20 protein-coding genes and 1 other RNA gene are annotated in these 16,532 nt (G+C 54.9%); 6 read left to right on the forward strand and 15 right to left on the reverse strand.

The window, feature by feature from the left end:
• Positions 1 to 383 precede the first annotated feature (383 nt).
• The gene (locus ACFFIY_RS03720; protein ID WP_376837184.1) at positions 384 to 1,049 is read right to left on the reverse strand and encodes a Crp/Fnr family transcriptional regulator; all 666 of its coding nucleotides are present in this window, start codon (positions 1,047 to 1,049) and stop codon (positions 384 to 386) included.
• A 239-nt stretch (positions 1,050 to 1,288) separates the two neighbouring features.
• Positions 1,289 to 2,044: a toxoflavin lyase-like VOC family protein gene (locus ACFFIY_RS03725; protein WP_354197613.1), complete on the reverse strand. Its 756-nt coding sequence runs from the start codon at positions 2,042 to 2,044 to the stop codon at positions 1,289 to 1,291.
• 39 nt (positions 2,045 to 2,083) lie between these two features.
• Here ACFFIY_RS03725 and ssrS point away from each other — a divergent pair.
• A non-coding RNA gene (gene ssrS / locus ACFFIY_RS03730) (6S RNA) lies at positions 2,084 to 2,268 on the forward strand.
• 88 nt (positions 2,269 to 2,356) lie between these two features.
• Positions 2,357 to 2,917 carry an SLOG family protein gene (locus tag ACFFIY_RS03735; RefSeq protein ID WP_354197666.1) on the forward strand — a complete coding sequence of 187 codons (561 nt, stop codon included), beginning with the start codon at positions 2,357 to 2,359 and terminating at the stop codon, positions 2,915 to 2,917.
• A gap of 188 nt (positions 2,918 to 3,105) precedes the next feature.
• On the opposite strand, the gene ACFFIY_RS03740 is transcribed toward ACFFIY_RS03735, so the two are convergent.
• Together ACFFIY_RS03740 and ACFFIY_RS03745 are read right to left on the reverse strand one after the other, a co-directional pair.
• Positions 3,106 to 3,780, reverse strand: a complete 675-nt coding sequence (locus ACFFIY_RS03740) for a hypothetical protein (RefSeq protein ID WP_354197611.1) — start codon at positions 3,778 to 3,780, stop codon at positions 3,106 to 3,108.
• Between the two features lie 82 nt (positions 3,781 to 3,862).
• Positions 3,863 to 4,303 carry a helix-turn-helix domain-containing protein gene (locus ACFFIY_RS03745; protein ID WP_354197609.1) on the reverse strand — a complete coding sequence of 147 codons (441 nt, stop codon included), beginning with the start codon at positions 4,301 to 4,303 and terminating at the stop codon, positions 3,863 to 3,865.
• 225 nt (positions 4,304 to 4,528) lie between these two features.
• On the opposite strand from ACFFIY_RS03745, the gene thpR reads away from it, so the two are divergent.
• The 3 genes from thpR (at position 4,529) to ACFFIY_RS03760 (ending at position 6,526) form a co-directional block, all read left to right on the forward strand.
• Positions 4,529 to 5,047 (forward strand): RNA 2',3'-cyclic phosphodiesterase, encoded by a 519-nt coding sequence (gene thpR / locus ACFFIY_RS03750; RefSeq protein ID WP_376837186.1) that lies wholly within the window; start codon positions 4,529 to 4,531, stop codon positions 5,045 to 5,047.
• A 109-nt stretch (positions 5,048 to 5,156) separates the two neighbouring features.
• Complete coding sequence (locus tag ACFFIY_RS03755; RefSeq protein ID WP_354197605.1) at positions 5,157 to 5,471, forward strand: PadR family transcriptional regulator; 315 nt, start codon at positions 5,157 to 5,159, stop codon at positions 5,469 to 5,471.
• Positions 5,471 to 6,526, forward strand: a complete 1,056-nt coding sequence (locus ACFFIY_RS03760; RefSeq protein WP_354197603.1) for a DUF4097 family beta strand repeat-containing protein — start codon at positions 5,471 to 5,473, stop codon at positions 6,524 to 6,526. The genes ACFFIY_RS03755 and ACFFIY_RS03760 overlap by 1 nt, the downstream gene beginning before the upstream one ends.
• 93 nt (positions 6,527 to 6,619) lie before the next feature.
• On the opposite strand, the gene ACFFIY_RS03765 is transcribed toward ACFFIY_RS03760, so the two are convergent.
• Complete coding sequence (locus ACFFIY_RS03765; RefSeq protein ID WP_354197601.1) at positions 6,620 to 7,105, reverse strand: dUTP diphosphatase; 486 nt, start codon at positions 7,103 to 7,105, stop codon at positions 6,620 to 6,622.
• A 91-nt stretch (positions 7,106 to 7,196) separates the two neighbouring features.
• On the opposite strand from ACFFIY_RS03765, the gene ACFFIY_RS03770 reads away from it, so the two are divergent.
• Entirely contained in the window at positions 7,197 to 7,592 is a 396-nt protein-coding gene (locus ACFFIY_RS03770) for a sigma-w pathway protein ysdB (protein ID WP_354197599.1), read from the forward strand.
• Positions 7,593 to 7,614: 22 nt separating this feature from the next.
• Here ACFFIY_RS03770 and ACFFIY_RS03775 read toward each other — a convergent pair whose 3' ends face one another.
• The 10 genes from ACFFIY_RS03775 to ACFFIY_RS03820 all read right to left on the reverse strand — a co-directional run bounded on the left by ACFFIY_RS03775 (position 7,615) and on the right by ACFFIY_RS03820 (position 16,485).
• Positions 7,615 to 7,884 (reverse strand): DUF1294 domain-containing protein, encoded by a 270-nt coding sequence (locus tag ACFFIY_RS03775; protein WP_354197597.1) that lies wholly within the window; start codon positions 7,882 to 7,884, stop codon positions 7,615 to 7,617.
• A gap of 82 nt (positions 7,885 to 7,966) precedes the next feature.
• Positions 7,967 to 8,326: a 50S ribosomal protein L20 gene (gene rplT, locus ACFFIY_RS03780; protein WP_076758128.1), complete on the reverse strand. Its 360-nt coding sequence runs from the start codon at positions 8,324 to 8,326 to the stop codon at positions 7,967 to 7,969.
• A 43-nt stretch (positions 8,327 to 8,369) separates the two neighbouring features.
• Complete coding sequence (gene rpmI, locus ACFFIY_RS03785; RefSeq protein WP_040229125.1) at positions 8,370 to 8,570, reverse strand: 50S ribosomal protein L35; 201 nt, start codon at positions 8,568 to 8,570, stop codon at positions 8,370 to 8,372.
• Between the two features lie 28 nt (positions 8,571 to 8,598).
• Complete coding sequence (infC, locus tag ACFFIY_RS03790; protein ID WP_052455904.1) at positions 8,599 to 9,162, reverse strand: translation initiation factor IF-3; 564 nt, start codon at positions 9,160 to 9,162, stop codon at positions 8,599 to 8,601.
• A 374-nt stretch (positions 9,163 to 9,536) separates the two neighbouring features.
• Positions 9,537 to 11,474, reverse strand: a complete 1,938-nt coding sequence (gene thrS, locus ACFFIY_RS03795) for a threonine--tRNA ligase (protein WP_354197594.1) — start codon at positions 11,472 to 11,474, stop codon at positions 9,537 to 9,539.
• Positions 11,475 to 11,828: 354 nt separating this feature from the next.
• Positions 11,829 to 12,776, reverse strand: a complete 948-nt coding sequence (dnaI, locus tag ACFFIY_RS03800) for a primosomal protein DnaI (RefSeq protein WP_354197592.1) — start codon at positions 12,774 to 12,776, stop codon at positions 11,829 to 11,831.
• On the reverse strand, positions 12,777 to 14,147 hold the full coding sequence (locus tag ACFFIY_RS03805) for a replication initiation and membrane attachment family protein (protein WP_354197590.1): 1,371 nt from the start codon (positions 14,145 to 14,147) through the stop codon (positions 12,777 to 12,779).
• 30 nt (positions 14,148 to 14,177) lie between these two features.
• Positions 14,178 to 14,642, reverse strand: coding sequence for a transcriptional regulator NrdR (nrdR, locus tag ACFFIY_RS03810; RefSeq protein WP_354197588.1), 465 nt, complete (start codon positions 14,640 to 14,642; stop codon positions 14,178 to 14,180).
• A gap of 171 nt (positions 14,643 to 14,813) precedes the next feature.
• Complete coding sequence (gene speD, locus ACFFIY_RS03815) at positions 14,814 to 15,194, reverse strand: adenosylmethionine decarboxylase (protein ID WP_354197586.1); 381 nt, start codon at positions 15,192 to 15,194, stop codon at positions 14,814 to 14,816.
• Positions 15,195 to 15,462: 268 nt separating this feature from the next.
• Complete coding sequence (locus tag ACFFIY_RS03820) at positions 15,463 to 16,485, reverse strand: glyceraldehyde-3-phosphate dehydrogenase (protein ID WP_354197584.1); 1,023 nt, start codon at positions 16,483 to 16,485, stop codon at positions 15,463 to 15,465.
• Positions 16,486 to 16,532: the final 47 nt, after the last annotated feature.

The following is a 16,532-nucleotide window of genomic DNA, read 5'->3' on the forward strand; positions in this document are numbered from 1 at the left end:
GATTGCGGCGCCGAATGTCGGGATAGGAACCGTGAATGTCGGGATACACGCTGTGAATGTCGGGATAGAAATCGTGGCGGGGCGAATGTCGGGATTGCGGCGCCGAATGTCGGGATAGGCACTGCGAATGTCGGGATACACGCTGTGAATGTCGGGATAGGAATTGTGGCGGGGCGAATGTCGGGATTGCGGCGCCGAATGTCGGGGTAGGCACTGCGAATGTCGGGATACACGCTATTAATGTCGGGATAGCAACCGCAACGGGATGACTTTTGCGAAGCGCGCAGAACACGCTCCCATTAGAGATGGTCTCTGGACGTGAAAAAAGCCAACACAAGTCCGTGTTGGCTCTCTTTCAGTGGCCGCCGTTTTGGCGGGCCGCCTCACTCGATATTACAGATTTCAGAAGGACAGTTTTCACAGTGGATTTCCCGGCGGAGATAAGAAACATCGAGCAAGACGATTTTTCCGTCTTCCATTGCGATCTTTTCGTCTTTCTTTAGCGCGGCCAGCATCCGGTTGGCCACTTCCCTCGCCATCCCGCAATAATTGGCCAGTTCCTGGTTCGTCAGTTCAATGTTAAGCAGGACACTGCCGTCGCTTTGCGGGATCCCGTAGCTGTTCGACATCCTGATCAGTGTCGAATAAAGTGCCCCTTTCTTCCCGTGCAGGATCAGGTCACGGAACTTGGACTGGGTCCGCTGATGCAGCACACCTGTCCAGCGCATATAAGCGACGGCCAGGTCCGGGTTCAGATACAGCAGCTCCTCGAGTGGCTCTTTCGGGATGACCGCCACCCGCGTGTCATCGGTTGCCTTCGCTTCGACCGTGTAGGCACTCGGAGAGCAGTAGGGCATCACTTCACCGATAAAGTCACCGGCTCCGCAAAGACGGAATGTCAGTTCCCTTCCGTCCGGCGTCACTTTTCCGACGCGGATCTTCCCGCCGTCCACATAGTAAAGCGCATCCGCCGGCTCCCCCTCCCGGAAAAGGTACTCACCTTTCCTGATGAATTGTCTGCCGCTGCTTGCTTGAAGCAGTCCCTTCAGGCCGGCTTCCGCCTGACGTTTTTGTTCCGTACCGAACCCCTCCCCGTTTCCTTTTAGGCTCGCCGGTAAGCACGGCGTTCCGCGTATTCCGCACAAGCCGGACAGACAAGCACCGTTTTACCCCCGACGTTCCGATAAGGTCGGAGCATCGACGTCTTCCGGTGACAGATCACACATTTCTTCTTAAACAACCCAAACAGACTTGCCACAGTATGTCACTCAACCTTTCAGTCAAACCTTCAATCTTCCGTGTCGGACACGGCCAATTCCCCTGCTTCGTCCAGGCGGACCAAAAGCCCGTCGTCCAGCAAGGCTTCAAGCGGATGGATTTCGGATGTCCTTTTGGAGAAATACCAGCGGCGCCCTTCTGGCACGAGCACAAAAAAGGTCTCGCCGCGGCCGAGGAAGTTCAGGCTGTCCGGATCGACGTCTGTGCCGCCCCTGAGGGGAATGCCTGCCTTCTGCAACTCCGTTCCCGCCTTCACGACATCTTGGGGAACGACCCCGACCTCGCTGATGTTCAGGAACGAAGCCCTGGACACATCTCCGAACAGGTCTTTCTTTCTCCGGCCGATCAGCTCGACGATATTTCCCGATGGATCTTCAAAATACATGGAGTCCGCGTCAAAACTCCGGAAATACACTTCGTCAACCCCGCCGTCCCAGTTGAGCGGCACCCGGTCCTTCACCCAGTATTTCAGCATCGTGAATTGATTGCCCGGAATATTGATTGCGAAATGATAAAAGGACGGACGCTCGGACGCGACAAATGTGACATCCGTCCCGCCGATTTTGACCGTGAAGCTGTCTTCCAGCCGCTCCGAAATCTCAAGTTCCAAAATATTTCCGTAAAAACGCCGCATTGCGGCCAACCGGTTTGTATAGAATCGTACCGACTTGAACAACCCGTCCACCTCGACTTTCTTGTTGCCTTCATTATAACATGTATGCGATTTCCGGACCGGCAACAGAATCCCGAAAATAAATCCAGGCATTCCCATTGCATCCGGCGGCCCGATGATCTATACTCTTAATACAGGCTGCGTTGCCCGTATCGATTATAAAGTTTAACCTTTGAGCTGAAATAGGGAGTTTAAAACGGGATCGGAATGATAGGCTCCGGATTTATCCGGAGACGGGCAGGAACATCCCCGCGACACCCACTTAGTGGAGTGACGGTTTTAAACTTTTTAATTTCCTACGGCAATGCGGCTTTCCTAATGAATGCCACCGGCCAGTCCGTCCATCGGGCTGGCCGTTTTTATTATATGCTCAATACATACATCATCGACGAAAGGATGATCCATATGCTGAAGCGCCTTGTGGTGACAGGCTACAAACCGCACGAACTTGGAATCTTCAATGACAAACACCCCGGCGTGGCGGTCATCAAGCGGGCGCTGTCCGACCGGATGCGTGGGCTGATCGAAGATGAAGGGCTTGAGTGGGTGATCATCAGCGGACAGCCCGGCGTGGAAACATGGGCGGCCGAAGAGGCATTCGAACTTCAGGAGGACTATCCCGGGCTCCAGGTTGCCGTCATCCTGCCATTCCTCGGACAGGAAGAAAAATGGAACGACAATAAAAAAGCCGCATTCGAATCCGTCATGGCACAGGCTGATTTCACGACCGTGCTCACCAACCGGCCGTATGAAGCTCCGTGGCAATTTTCAGAGCGCGACAAATTCCTCCTCCGCAACTCAGACGGCATCCTGTTCGTATATGATGAGGAGAACGAAGGCTCTCCCAAGTGGATGAAACGCCTCGCCGAACAACGCGCCGATGCCGGCGACTTCGAACTCCTCACCCTCAACGCCTTCGACCTCCAACTCACCGCCGAAGACATGCAAACAGAAAAATGGGACTAACAAAAGCGGAGGGCGGTTGATCAGGGGCGTCGGGCACAAGACAGGACGCAGAGCGGATCCTGATCCGCGGCGCGGCATGGCTTGTGACCCCGAGCCCCTACCGCCCGCAGCCAGACGAAACAAAAGCGGAGCGGGCCGTTCAGCCTAAAAAAATCCCCCGGCCTCAAATCGGCCGGGGGATCCCATGTTTACAGGACGAAATCCGTATTCACATAAACGAGTGTCCAATGATCAGAGTTGAGCAGCTCCCGGATCGGGAATTTTTCTCCGTGGCCTAGATAGACGTCGTCTTCCACGACTGCCACGACCATCGAACGGCTGCCGTCATGGAGGTTCAGGTAAATGTCGCCGATGTTCGGCTGGATCTCCTGTTCCCGGGACAGCTTGCGCTCAAGTCGCCTGTCCGCCTCCAGCTGGTCCTCGGTCACGATCTCCGGGTTCTGGTAGGAAATATCGCGTGCGCCCTCGTCCATGCCATCGGACATGACGATGAATTCTTTGCGCTTAATGATATTCTGACGCGAGGTGAGAACCGTTTTCCCTTCCAGCTGATCCACTTTCTCAAATTCGTTGAGCCCATAGTGGCTCATCGGCTCGGGATCCGGCTTGGTCACCAGCACAAAACCGTCGACTTCCGGCTCCCGGTCCTCCCGAAGCGTATAGCGTTTGCCGTAGAACATGAATGAGTCCATATGCTGCGGACGGTGATAAGTGAGTTCATCCGCTTTGCCCGTGGCCTGTTCCATGTCCTTCACTCTGTACATGTGAACCGATTTTCTGGCCAGCGGGTTGATGGAGTACACTTTGTACAGTTCGTTCTCATAGAAGACGAACTGTCCCTTGCGCACCTGGTATAATTTCATTCGATCTCCTCCTCTACCCTGGTCGTCTCGTTCCATCTTAAGGGATGGCCCGGCTCCTGTCCAACAGCGATGCCGGTTCTTGCTAACGCGAGCGGGATTTCAACGCTGTCAGCACAAAAATTTCATTGAGATCTCCGTGTGATAACACAGGCAGCCTGGATGAAATCTCAAGAATCATCCGCTCTTTCCCGCCCACTCCCGCAAATTCATGATCCGGAAGGGCTTCCATCATCTCCAGCAGATGTTCCAGGGAATCCGTTTTTTGACGGACAGCCATGGGCAGCCCGGGATCCCGTTCTTCGCCCTCTTCCGTTTCTCCCATGAGCAGACTGTCTGCCGAAACGCCGAAGCGGCCACTGATCTTGACGACCCATCCGGCAGTCGGCGCACTTTTCCCTTCCTCCCAGTGCTTAATCCTGCTGGCGGATGTGCCGATTTCACGGCCGAACGCCAGCATCGACAGACCGAGCTGTTCCCGGAGCGCACGCAACCGATGCCCGAATGCCCTTTGATCCCAGTTCACCCGGCCCCCTCCTTCATTCTTCACCAAGGTTTTTCTCTTCTTCATCATAGCACGCTCCGCAGAAGGCTTCATTTATTTTTACATTCAACTGTGTTTGATGAATAAATGAATCGGATATTTTGCCGATTTGGTTGTTTCGGCTGAATACGGCTACAATAAAGGTTAGACGTGAAACCCCGGAAAGGAGCAAAGCAAATGCCCGCCCATTACTTTGTCGGGATTCGGATGCCCAAGCAGGTGCATCCGGTTGCCGGCCAATTTCAACAGTCCGAAAATCTCCGGGAACGATATAAGGCTATTCCCCATCCCGATGATTTGCACGTGACGCTCTTTTTCATCGGCAGCATGGATGAGCAGAAGCTGGAGGACCTGGAAGAATCCCTTCAGGAAGCGGCGCTCAGCCACCGGCCCTTTGAAATCCGGCTCGACCGCTTTGACTTCTTCGGTCCAAAGACCGGGCCGAGGGTCGTCTATCTCGGTCTTGAAGAAAGCCGGCCGCTGCAACTGCTTCAGCAGGATGTAACGCGTGCGGTGGGCCGATCGCTCGGCCTGCCACCGGAGGGTAAGCAGTTTACTCCCCATGTCACCATCGCGAAAAAAAGAAAGACCGACGAACGGCTTGAATTTTCGCCCGAACCGCTCGGACCGATTTCCGTTTCCGTTCAATCCTTTCAACTGTTCACCATTCATCCTGCCCTCAACCCGAAGTATGAAACGGTCCGTTCCTTTATGCTCGGCAGCTGATCTTCGGCTGCCGTTTTTTTCGCACAGTACTTGCCAATGAACAGTAGTGATGCTACAGTTAATTCATCGGTACTGTTCGTTGAACAGTACCTTGAAGGAGGCTTCGGCCATGAACGTCCAGTTTAAAAAAGGCGTGCTCGACCTCTGTGTTCTTTCTCTTCTCAGCAGAAAGGACCGGTACGGCTATGAACTCGTCCAGGTCATTTCCGGGGCGATCGCTGTTTCGGAAGGCTCCGTCTATACCGTGTTGCGCCGGCTGACAAAAGAAGGCTATTTCGATACTTATCAAATGGATTCGAGTGAAGGGCCGCCGAGGAAGTATTACAGGCTGACGGACGCAGGCAGAGGCTACCTGGAGGAACTGCTGGCAGAGTGGCGGGAGTTCAGCCAAAAAGTGAATGAATTAATCGGGGGGATCAACTGATGGACAAAAAAGCGTTTCTGGAAGAACTTCAGCGGGAACTTGGCAGACTTCCCGCAGAGGAGCGCACGGATATTCTCCAGGACCTGGATGAGTACTTTGAAGAGGGTATGCGCGAGGGAAAAAGTGAACAGGACATTGCCGCTTCGCTCGGCAAGGCTGATGAAATTGCCCGCGACATCCTGTCCGCCTATCCGGAATACGCAGCTGCGGAACAGGAAGCTGTGACCGGCCGGCAGGACGCCCGCTATGAACTTGTCCGCCTTGGACAAAAGGAATACAGCCGGGTGGTTGCGGATCTCCGGGTCGGAGAGCTGAAACTCATGCCTTCCGATGATGCGGTGACCCGGTTTGAATTGATCGGGGATCAGAGTGAAGTAAAATTTGATGCCGATGTAACGGATGACCAGCTGCTCATCTCCCTTAAAGGCAACCCCACCCTTACCAGCTGGTTTCGCCGCAGCGTCTCCCGCCCTGTCCGGCTTGTCGCCCATCTTCCCAAAAAGCTGTATGAATCGATGAGGCTCCAGACGGCGAACGGAATCATTTCTGCGGAGAATCTATTGTCCAAGACCCTGACTGCGGAAAGCCGCAACGGGCGGATCGGCATGAGAGCCTGCGCGTTCGGCACGCTGTCTGCCCGGACAGACAACGGGCGCATCGAAATGTCCAAAATTGAAGCGGATTCATTTGCCGCCGTTACGGACAACGGGCGGATTGAACTGAGTGACATCCGGGCCGATCATCTGGCTGCGGAAACGGACAACGGACGGATCACTCTGTCGGACATCAACGGAAATGTAACCGCAAAAACCGATAACGGCCGGATTGAGCTGAGCGCGGACCATCTTGACCGGAACATCCACCTGAAGACCGCCAACGGCAGCATCCGGGTCCTGACCCGCATAATGCCGCAGGATGCCGTGATCCGGGTCCGGTCGACCCACGCCAAGCCGGATATTTTTGGAAGCAGCGAATCGGAACAATCTTTCGGCAGCGGCTCCCATACCGTCCGGCTTGAAACAGACAACGGCCATATTTCCATCCAACAAGGTTGAAAAAGCGCCTCTTAATCAAACAGAAAGCAAGGAACCGCCGAAAATTCGGGTTCCTTGCTTCTTTTCGGCGGATCAAATATTGTCCCGCTCTTTTCAGTAGCCCTGCCGCTGACGATTGTAATTCTCTTCATTTTTGCTTTCATACGCATCCACAATGGCTTCTGTCCCGAAACCGAGTTCCCGGGCGATTGCGCGGTAGGCTATCCAGATTTCCCGGTAATTCTCCGGTGACGGGTTGTCCGCAAACTTCAGGATCCGCCCTTGCGCGAGAAGGAACAGCGACGTGAGATCGCCGGCAACGTCCCCCTCCGGCCATTCCTCCAGTCCGTCAAGCCCCTGCAGGATTCCGAGCGACAGCAGGAAATGAACCGAATCCACGTATTCCTCCAGGATGACCGGATCCGGAGAAGGCCCTTTGCGGCTCCAGAACTTGAAGCACCGGGTTTCATTGGCCAGCTCGGCGAGTTCCACGGTGAGCGCCAGCACTTTCTTCTGGAACAGCTCCCCTTCCACTCCGTTCACCTGTTCGATATACCGGTCCAGTTCGTGTTGCATCTGGAACATTTTTTGCAGCTTCATCTGAACATCCCCCAACTTTTTTTGAATATCTTGAAACCAATCCGCTTTCCGTCCGTATACAAAGAGAATACGTATGTGCAGAGGGGGCAGCATGGTGGCTTTGATCATCCGCGTGGCGGTTATTGCGCTTATCATTTATCTTTTTTACCGGGGCGTGCGGTATCTCACCGATCCGAAGCGCAAGCTCGATGATGCCTACGAGCAGGAGCGCTATTATTTTTACGATGATGTGAAGAACGTCAGAAAGAACTTTTTCATCACGTATAAAGGGGCCATGTTCGAAGGTGAAAAGTACCTTGGCACGACAACGGAGGCATTTGAAGTCGTTTCCATCTTTGTCTGGGTGCGGGATGAAACGAAACTACAAGGATTTACAAGAGAGGATTTCCTCTTTCTCGAAAGCGAAATCAAAATGAATTATCCGAATGCCAAAATCAGCTGGAAAAATCCGATCGAACAATTGATGAAGCAAGGCGGTACCGCTTGATGGCGGAACCTCCCCGCTTTTTTCATGCGGAAACTTTCAGCCAGAGGCAGACCCCTGCGTAAAAAAGCGAGAGAGAGAGAAAGCCGAGTCGGAATGACGTGTGCAGCGTTTTGTGGCGGAACACCTGCATGCCGAGATAACTTCCAATTCCGCCGCCGAGCAGCGCCACGGTCCAGAGTGTCTTTTCCGGGATCCGCCACTGCTTTTGTTTTGCCCGCCGCTTGTCCAGGCCCATCAGGGTAAATCCGTAAAGTGACATGATGCCGACCCATGTGATCAAAACATTTTCCATTCGGGGTCTCCTTTTCTTCGGACAAGCCGGAGGAAATAAGTGCAAAAAAAGCCGGCGGGATAAACCGCCGGCTCTTTGAGAATCAGTTGTTGACAGCTTTTTTCGCAGCGTCCGCAAGTTGTGCGAAAGCCTTCTCGTCCGTTACGGCGAGGTCAGCCAGCATTTTCCGGTTGACGTCAATGCCCGCAACTTTGAGGCCGTGCATGAGACGGCTGTAGGAAAGGCCGTTCAGGCGTGCAGCCGCGTTGATACGTGCGATCCACAGTTTGCGGAAGTCGCGCTTTTTCTGGCGACGGTCACGGTATGCATATTGCAGGGACTTCATGACCTGTTGGTTAGCTGTTTTGTAGAGTGTATGTTTCGAACCGTAGTAGCCTTTTGCAAGTTTAAGAACTCGATTACGACGCTTGCGCGTCACTGTACCGCCTTTTACGCGTGGCATTGGTTTTCCCTCCTGGTGTTTCGTTGTGTGTGTGGATTCTGAATTACTTCATGTATGTGAGCATGGATTTGATGCGTTTGAAGTCGCCTTTGGAAACGAGCGTCGATTTGCGCAGGTGGCGCTTCTGCTTCGTCGATTTGTTGGCGAACAAGTGGCTTGTGTATGCACGGCCGCGCTTCAGTTTGCCGGAACCTGTGCGCTTGAAGCGTTTTGCGGAACCGCGGTGTGTTTTCATTTTTGGCATTTCGTGATCCTCCCAATCCTTTGCAGGTTTATTTCTTTTCGTTGATCGGCGCCATCTGAAGGAACATGCTGCGGCCTTCCATCTTCGGACGCTGTTCGACCGTTCCGACTTCCTTGCATTCCTCTGCAAAGCGTTCGAGGACGCGCTGGCCGATCTCCTTGTGGGTGATCGCCCGGCCGCGGAAACGGATGGACGCTTTCACCTTGTCCCCGTGTTCAAGGAACTTGATGGCGTTGCGGAGCTTGGTCTGGAAGTCATGCTCGTCGATCGACGGGCTCAGGCGGACTTCCTTGATGTTGATGACTTTCTGGTTTTTGCGTGCTTCGCGTTCTTTCTTCTGCTGCTCGAATTTGAACTTCCCATAGTCCATGATCCGGGCTACAGGCGGTTTCGCATTCGGTGCGACGAGGACCAGGTCCAAATTGGCACGTGCAGCAATTTCAAGCGCTTCGTTCCGCGTTTTAATGCCCAGCTGATCACCGTTGTGATCGATGATGCGGAGCTCCCGGGAGCGGATGCCCTCATTGACAAATTTGTCTCGGTTATCTCTGCTAATCGTAAGCCACCTCCGTGTAGTATATCGCGAATACATGGTTTGGGTAGGCCCGCCGGGGATCTCTCCCTCCGTGGCCAATCCGAATAAGAAAACGGGTGGACATGGAAGATGTCCACCCGCTTATGTGACCGTGCGAAGCCTGCACGGAGCGTCACAATGGTGCTAACCTGCCAACAGCCGAAGCGTCGATCAGGTGAGAAGCGGGCGGCTTCTTCTTCTACCACAAACTGTATTCCTTAACCTTAACTACTTTATCATATGCATCGAGATCTTGTCAATGGCTGTTTCGGACTTTGTGAATGACCTGGTTTCCGTTGCAGGCGCGCAGCGGCGAGGAGACCGCAGCCATGCCCTCCGCAGGCGAGTGCCCGGAGCGGAAATCAACATGCCCCTGCTCTCCCTGCAAGAAATCAGTCCTTCGAGTCTACGACTTCCTTGAGCAGGGCGACAAAGTCTTCGAGCGGCATGCTTTCGGATTTCTGCTCGCCGTACTTGCGGACATTGACTTCGCCGGCTTCCGCTTCCTTGTCGCCGAGGACGAGCATGTACGGGATTTTCTGTGTCTGGGCTTCCCGGATTTTGTATCCGAGTTTTTCATCGCGGTTGTCGACGTCCACACGGAATCCGCCGGCAAGGAGGACTTCACGTACTTTTTCGGCATAATCATGGTGGACATCCGGCGATACGGGGATCACTTCCACCTGGACCGGCGCCAGCCATGCAGGGAAGGCGCCTTTGTATTCTTCGATGAGGAACGCCACGAAGCGTTCCATCGTCGAGACCACGCCGCGGTGAATGACGACCGGACGGTGTTGTTTGCCGTCTTTGCCGATATAAGTCAGATCGAACCGCTCCGGCAGCAGGAAGTCCAGCTGGACGGTCGACAGGGTTTCTTCCTTGCCGATTGCAGTCTTCACCTGGACGTCCAGCTTCGGACCGTAGAATGCTGCTTCTCCGTCCGCCTCATAGTAGTCGAGGCCGAGGTCGTCCATCGCTTCTTTCAGCATGCTCTGCGCCTTGTTCCACATTTCATCGTCGTCAAAGTACTTTTCCTTGTCTTCCGGATCGCGGTAAGACAGGCGGAACGAGTAGTCTTCCAGCTTGAAGTCTTTGTAGACATCGATGATGAGCTCGACGACTTTTTTGAATTCGTCCTTGATCTGATCCGGACGGACAAAGAGGTGTGCATCGTTGAGCGTCATGCCGCGGACCCGCTGGAGGCCTGACAGCGCGCCGGACATTTCGTACCGGTGCATCGTTCCGAGTTCCGCAATGCGAAGCGGCAAGTCTCGGTACGAATGGATGCCGTTTTTGTACACCATCATATGGTGCGGGCAGTTCATCGGACGGAGAACAAGTTCTTCATTGTCCATCTGCATCGGCGGGAACATGCTGTCCTGGTAGTGATCCCAGTGGCCGGAAGTTTTGTACAGTTCGACGTTCGCCATCACCGGCGTATAAACGTGGTCATAGCCGAGCTTCTCTTCCTTGTCGACGATGTAGCGCTCGACGATGCGGCGGATGGTCGCGCCTTTCGGCAGCCAGAGCGGAAGTCCCTGCCCGACAAGCAGGTTGTTCGTGAACAGGTCGAGTTCCTTCCCGATTTTCCGGTGGTCGCGCTCTTTCGCTTCTTCCAGCAGGCGGAGGTGTTCCTGGAGTTCTTCCTTTTTGAAGAACGCCGTGCCGTAGATTCGCTGGAGCATTTTATTGTCCGAGTTGCCGCGCCAGTAGGCACCGGCGATGCTGAGCAGCTTGAACTCGCGGATCTTGCCGGTAGACGGCAGGTGGACGCCACGGCACAGGTCAAAGAACTCTCCCTGGTAGTAGATCGTCACGGATTCGCCTTCAGGGATGGCGTCAAGCAGTTCCAGCTTGTATTCGTCGCCGATCTCCTCATAGATTTTGCGCGCTTCCTCACGAGACACTTCTTTGCGGACAATCTCCAGGTTCTCGTTGACGATCTTTTTCATTTCCTTCTCGATTTCCGGCAGGTCTTCAGCCGTAATCGGTTCCGGTGAATCAAAGTCATAATAGAATCCATTTTCGATGACCGGACCGATTCCGAGCTTGACTCCCTTGAACAGGCGCTTGACGGCCTGGGCGAGCACGTGGGCGGTCGTATGGCGCAGGATTTCCAGTGCTTCCGGCGCATCCGGCGTAATGATTTCAATGTCGCCGTCTTCCTCGATCGGCGTGCGGAAATCCACCAGGCGGCCGTTGATCTTCCCGGCGAGCGCCTTTTTACGGAGTCCCGGACTGATCGACTGGGCTACGTCTTCTGTTGTCGTTCCGCTCGGGAATTCCTTGATCGCCCCGTCCGGGAATTTCAGTTTGATTTGTTCTGACATGGCTTTTGTTCTCCTTTCTTGATGAACGCAAAAAAGCCCCGTCCCAAAAAGGGACGAGGCGTATGCTCGCGGTTCCACCCTTCTTCCTTCCGGCTGATTTGAAATCAGGCGGATGAAGCTCTGCATCGGTTAACGGTCCGGTGCCGTCACGGGCTGTCCCAAAACATCAGGAGTCGCCCGCGCTGCTCTGGGGTGGTCAATGCGGTCCCGCGCCATGGGGGCTTTCAGCCGGAGGCCCCGTTCTCTGTCTGGCCGGACTACCGAAAAGGTGTCCCCGTCCAAGCATTTGGAAGAAGTATTGAACCGAGTATAATCAATTCCGTGAAAAATTGCAACAGGATGTCTGCATTCGGATCACAGCTTTTCCCGGCGGTTCTGTCCGTCAAGCCGGACCGGAACCGTCATCGACCGAATCCGCTCCATGATCCTGCCTGCCTTGACGACTTCCTTGTCGCCGCGCTGCGTATAGGCCAAATGGTTCTCCAGCCCTTTGTAGTCGAAGTTCGACGTGAAGAAAGTCGGGAGCTGCTCGGACATCCGGTGATGCAGAATCGTGGCAAGCACTTCATCGCGTGTCCATGCGGTGAGCGTCTCCGCGCCCAGGTCATCGAGCATGAGGACCGGCGCTTTCTTGACGAACCCAATTTTCTCATCGAGCGACTGGTCCTGGATCGCCTGCTTCAGTTCGCGGAGAAATTCCGGAACGAAAACGAGGACGGACGGAATGTGCCGCTTCGCCAGTTCCCCGGCCACTGCCCCGAGCAGATAGGACTTGCCGGTGCCGAACGGCCCGTAAATGTACAGGCCTCTCGCCGGCAGCTCTTTCGTCCGGTCATATTGATCCAGGAATTCACCGATTTTCTCGACGGCAGCCAGCCGGGTGACTTCCGAGGACAATTCCACATCCTTGATCTCCAGCCCGATCATTTCCTTCGGCATATGCATGCTGCGGATCATCGACGAGACTTTTTTGTGCTCGGTGTCGATCGACTTTTTCCTGCACATGACGTAGTCGACGCCGATGGAGCCCCTCTCGATGATGAGCTTGGGCTCATAGCCTTTGACGACGTTGATGCATCCTTCCAGGTCCGGGCACCCGGAGCAATCGTGCGACTGGGTCACGTATTCATACAGCTTCCCCATTCCCCGGTCGACCATTCCCTTGCTCACTTCCCCGGAATGCTCTTCCAAGAACGCCTGGACTCCCGGATGGTCGAGGATTTCACTCCGGATCGATTCATAGCGTTCGGCAAACTTCGGGGCATTGACGACCCGCTTCAATGTGTCTCTGATCGGTTCCAATTATTCTGCACCGCCTTCCGCCATTCCAAATTTCTGTATCAGGCGAAGTCTACGCGCCTCAATTTCCGGGTTCGCTTCCTGGCTTTCAGGCAGCGCCTCGGGCTTGTCGTCTTTTTTATAAAACCAGTCCGGTACACTTTCGGTCTTGCCGCCGCCTTTTCTGCCTGCGGACGGCTTCCCGCCTTCCTGCTTCCAGTTCATGTATTTATCATGCTCGGTCCGCGCAAGCTCCAGCGCTTCCCTGGCCGTGCCGACTTTCTTTGCCATCCAGTGGGAAGCGATCCGCTCCACGTAATTGTTCGTCAGCTTGCCGTCGTTTCTCAGCAGCACGTATTGGAGCAGCACGTTCACGACGCCTGTGGGCAGTCCATGCTCCAGCACCAGCTTCTGGGCGAGCCGCACGTCGATCTGCATCGGCTCACGGCCGTTGTTGAGCTGCCGGAGCATCTCGACCGGAGGAATGGCTTCAAGGTAATCGGCCAGTTCATCCTCTTTTGTTTTCGCCGGACCCGCCGCCTGCTGCGGCGCCTGGCCTCCGGACGGGATCTTCTCCACCCTCGGCGCGCTTTTTGAGACGGAGAGCTTATAATAATCGGCGGCGGCCCGCTTCAGGCGCTCGTCCGTCAGATGGGCGTCCTGGTCGATTGCGAGCAGCACCACCTGCTGCATTTCCAGCGGAGAGAGCGCATAAAGAAAAGCCAGCCGGGCAATCATGTCCTTCGCAGCCGGCGTGAAAGCTTTCCTCGGCACGAGATGAGCCGAGAGTCCCTCATAAAGCAGCGAAAAATCAAAATCATGGCCATCGAACGCCAGCTTGGCGGGACGTGCATTCTTTTCGTATGTATTCGGATCATCGGGTTCAGACGCCCGCGCGGTCACCGGCTTGTACACATCCATGAACGAGCGGGAAACCTCTTCGTATCCGGCTGGGACCGGACTGGTCAGGAACCGCTGCATGAGACGCTTATAGGCCGGTGCCCCGATTTTGCCGTACAAAAACATTGACAGGATCGGGTCATGGAAGAAAGTTTCAGGGTCCAGCGGCGGCTGGAGCTCATACAGGAACGACCGGCTGTCGCCTTCCGCTTTCCGGTAAGTTTTCAGCAGGCCGATCCCTTCCAGGGAAAGTCGCGCCTCAAAAAGCCGGCCGACCGGCATGCCGAGCATGTTCAGAAGATGGTAATGATTCGATTCGGCCCCGCCGTCCCGATCCGCCTCATCCCACAGGGTAAAGAGAACCGCCATCGCCTCATGGCCGACAAGCGGCTGGTAAAGCCCGGTGAGGATCTGGCGGTCAAAATCCGAAAACGGATAAGGAAGCCGGACGCAATATGCATCCGACGGCTGCAATTCTTTATAGAGCGGATTCATGTTAACATCCTTTCATTCCGTCGGCAGGCTTCAGAGTTCATCCTCCTTTTTCAGGAGATCCTTCAGTTCTTCGATAAATACATTGATGTCCTTGAATTGGCGGTAGACGGAGGCGAACCGGACATAGGCGACATCGTCGATCTCCGCCAGCCGCTCCATCACCATTTCTCCGACGCCTTCCGACTTCACCTCTGCATTGCCTTGCCGGCGAAGTTCCTTCTCGATCGAAAAGACGATCCCCTCAAGGACATCAAGCGGCACCGGACGTTTCTCGCAGGCACGGATGAGTCCGCGCAGTACTTTTTCCCGGCTGAATTCCTCGCGGGAGCCGTCTTTCTTCACGACGATGAGCGGCATTTCCTCGACTTTTTCAAATGTGGTGAACCGGTAGCCGCATGCTTCGCACTCTCTGCGGCGCCGGATCGCCTTGCTTTCATCCACTGGCCGGGAATCGACGACTCGGGTCCCGTTATGCTGACAAGCCGGACACTTCATCGTGATCCCTGCTTTCCGATTATGATGACTCCATTATAACAGACATCCGCCGCCGCCGAAACGGGTTCTGCCCGCCCGCGTTCCGAAAAGGCGGTCCTGCGGGCGGACAATCAAAAAAGCAGGAGCCCGGAGACCCCTGCCAAATTCAGTTTCATCATTTATTTGAATGGTTCAGGCCAGTCCGGCGGCCGGTTGAGGCGTTGCCACCGGGCCCATGCCCCTCGGCAGCTCAACCATCTGCCGGCTTTTCGCCCCAAGTGCTTCCGCGATATACTTCGCCGCAATCGTCGGATCCAGATCACCGCATGTGTACACATCGATGCTCGCATAGCCGTGTTCCGGAAAGCTGTGGATGGTCAGGTGCGATTCCGAGATGATGACGACGCCGCTGACGCCTTGAGGTGCAAATTTGTGAAATGCCACTTCCCGCACCTCGGCTCCCGAACGGAGTGCCGCATCGACGAATGTCTGCTCGATGAACGGCATGTCGTTGAGCTTGTCAAAATCACATTCCCAAAGTTCTGCAATTACATGACGACCCATCGTTTCCATGGTTCGTCCCCCCTTCATACAAAATGAATGCCGGAGTTCCGGCAAACGGGACACCACGGGGGAAAGTTAGTCCTAGAGGTCCTAACCCTTTAAGCGGCCCAGCGACACATTGGTCGGAATTATTATATGACGATGCGGCTTCCGGCGCAACCTCTAATCTAATATTCTTTACTCTCCCGGCTGCCGCCGGGACGACATTCCGAAGATTAAAGAGAAGAAGGGGAAAAACAGCTTGTTTTTCCCCTTCTTCCGCGGTATTCAAATATGATTATGCGTTCACTTTCGCTCCGAGTTCGGTGGCGACTTTTTTCGTCAGGTCGACGACGCGGGCAGAGTAGCCCCATTCGTTGTCATACCAGGCGAGGACCTTCACCTTGCGGTCGCCCATGACCATGGTGGTCAGGCCGTCGACCGTTGCAGAATGTGCATCCGTGTTGAAGTCCGTCGAGACGAGGGGCTCCGTCGTGTAGGCAAGGATCCCATCCATCGGGCCTTCCGATGCCCGGATAAAGGCGTCATTGACGATTTCCGGCGTGACGTCCGTCTTCAGGTCGACGACAAGGTCGACGAGGGAGACGTTCGGCGTCGGCACGCGGAGCGCCATTCCGTGCAGCTTGCCCTCAAGTTCCGGCAATACGAGGGAAAGGGCCTTCGCGGCGCCGGTCGTCGTCGGGATGATCGACTCTGCGCATGCACGCGCACGGCGCAGATCTTTGTGCGGGTTGTCGATGTTGTTCTGGTCATTCGTATACGCATGGATCGTCGTCATGAGGCCGCTTTCGATACCGAACTCATCATTCAGCACTTTTGCGACCGGCGCGAGGCAGTTCGTCGTGCAGCTGGCATTCGAGATGACATCATGCTTGTCGAGATCAAGCTTGTCGTCATTGACGCCCATCACGATGGTGACATCCTCATTCTTGCCCGGTGCAGTCAAGATGACTTTTTTGGCGCCCGACTGCAGATGGAGGGCAGCCTTGTCGCGCTCGTTGAACTTTCCGGTTGCTTCAATCACGATATCGACGCCGAGTTCCTCCCAGGGAAGCTTTGCAGGGTCGCGCTCTGAGATCAGCTGGACACGCTTGCCGTTGACGATGAGTGCATCCTCTTCGGTCAGCACGGTTCCTTCGAATCTTCCGTGCGTCGTATCATATTTCAATAGGTGTGCAAGCGTCTCAGACGGATAGCTTGCATTCACCGCCACGATATTCAGATCGTCCTCCAGGATGGCCTGGCGGAACACCATGCGGCCGATGCGGCCGAATCCGTTGATCGCAATTGAAGTTGTCATGATGATCCTCCCATTAACTGTGTTATACTCATTTTCTTTTATCCTCA

Origin of the sequence: Bhargavaea ullalensis (genome assembly GCF_042432615.1) — a bacterium.
Lineage (GTDB): Bacteria > Bacillota > Bacilli > Bacillales_A > Planococcaceae > Bhargavaea > Bhargavaea ullalensis.

Bases quoted from the DNA above. Each gene is read 5' to 3' on its own strand.
- ACFFIY_RS03725 (WP_354197613.1), bottom strand. From the start codon at position 2,044: ATGCCTGGATTTATTTTCGGGATTCTGTTGCCGGTCCGGAAATCGCAT.
- ACFFIY_RS03735 (WP_354197666.1), top strand. From the start codon at position 2,357: ATGCTGAAGCGCCTTGTGGTGACAGGCTACAAACCGCACGAACTTGGA.
- ACFFIY_RS03740 (WP_354197611.1), bottom strand. From the start codon at position 3,780: ATGAAATTATACCAGGTGCGCAAGGGACAGTTCGTCTTCTATGAGAAC.
- thpR (WP_376837186.1), top strand. From the start codon at position 4,529: ATGCCCAAGCAGGTGCATCCGGTTGCCGGCCAATTTCAACAGTCCGAA.
- ACFFIY_RS03755 (WP_354197605.1), top strand. From the start codon at position 5,157: ATGAACGTCCAGTTTAAAAAAGGCGTGCTCGACCTCTGTGTTCTTTCT.
- ACFFIY_RS03760 (WP_354197603.1), top strand. From the start codon at position 5,471: ATGGACAAAAAAGCGTTTCTGGAAGAACTTCAGCGGGAACTTGGCAGA.
- ACFFIY_RS03765 (WP_354197601.1), bottom strand. From the start codon at position 7,105: ATGAAGCTGCAAAAAATGTTCCAGATGCAACACGAACTGGACCGGTAT.
- ACFFIY_RS03770 (WP_354197599.1), top strand. From the start codon at position 7,197: ATGGTGGCTTTGATCATCCGCGTGGCGGTTATTGCGCTTATCATTTAT.
- ACFFIY_RS03775 (WP_354197597.1), bottom strand. From the start codon at position 7,884: ATGGAAAATGTTTTGATCACATGGGTCGGCATCATGTCACTTTACGGA.
- rplT (WP_076758128.1), bottom strand. From the start codon at position 8,326: ATGCCACGCGTAAAAGGCGGTACAGTGACGCGCAAGCGTCGTAATCGA.
- rpmI (WP_040229125.1), bottom strand. From the start codon at position 8,570: ATGCCAAAAATGAAAACACACCGCGGTTCCGCAAAACGCTTCAAGCGC.
- infC (WP_052455904.1), bottom strand. From the start codon at position 9,162: ATGTATTCGCGATATACTACACGGAGGTGGCTTACGATTAGCAGAGAT.
- thrS (WP_354197594.1), bottom strand. From the start codon at position 11,474: ATGTCAGAACAAATCAAACTGAAATTCCCGGACGGGGCGATCAAGGAA.
- ACFFIY_RS03805 (WP_354197590.1), bottom strand. From the start codon at position 14,147: ATGAATCCGCTCTATAAAGAATTGCAGCCGTCGGATGCATATTGCGTC.
- nrdR (WP_354197588.1), bottom strand. From the start codon at position 14,642: ATGAAGTGTCCGGCTTGTCAGCATAACGGGACCCGAGTCGTCGATTCC.
- speD (WP_354197586.1), bottom strand. From the start codon at position 15,194: ATGGAAACGATGGGTCGTCATGTAATTGCAGAACTTTGGGAATGTGAT.
- ACFFIY_RS03820 (WP_354197584.1), bottom strand. From the start codon at position 16,485: ATGACAACTTCAATTGCGATCAACGGATTCGGCCGCATCGGCCGCATG.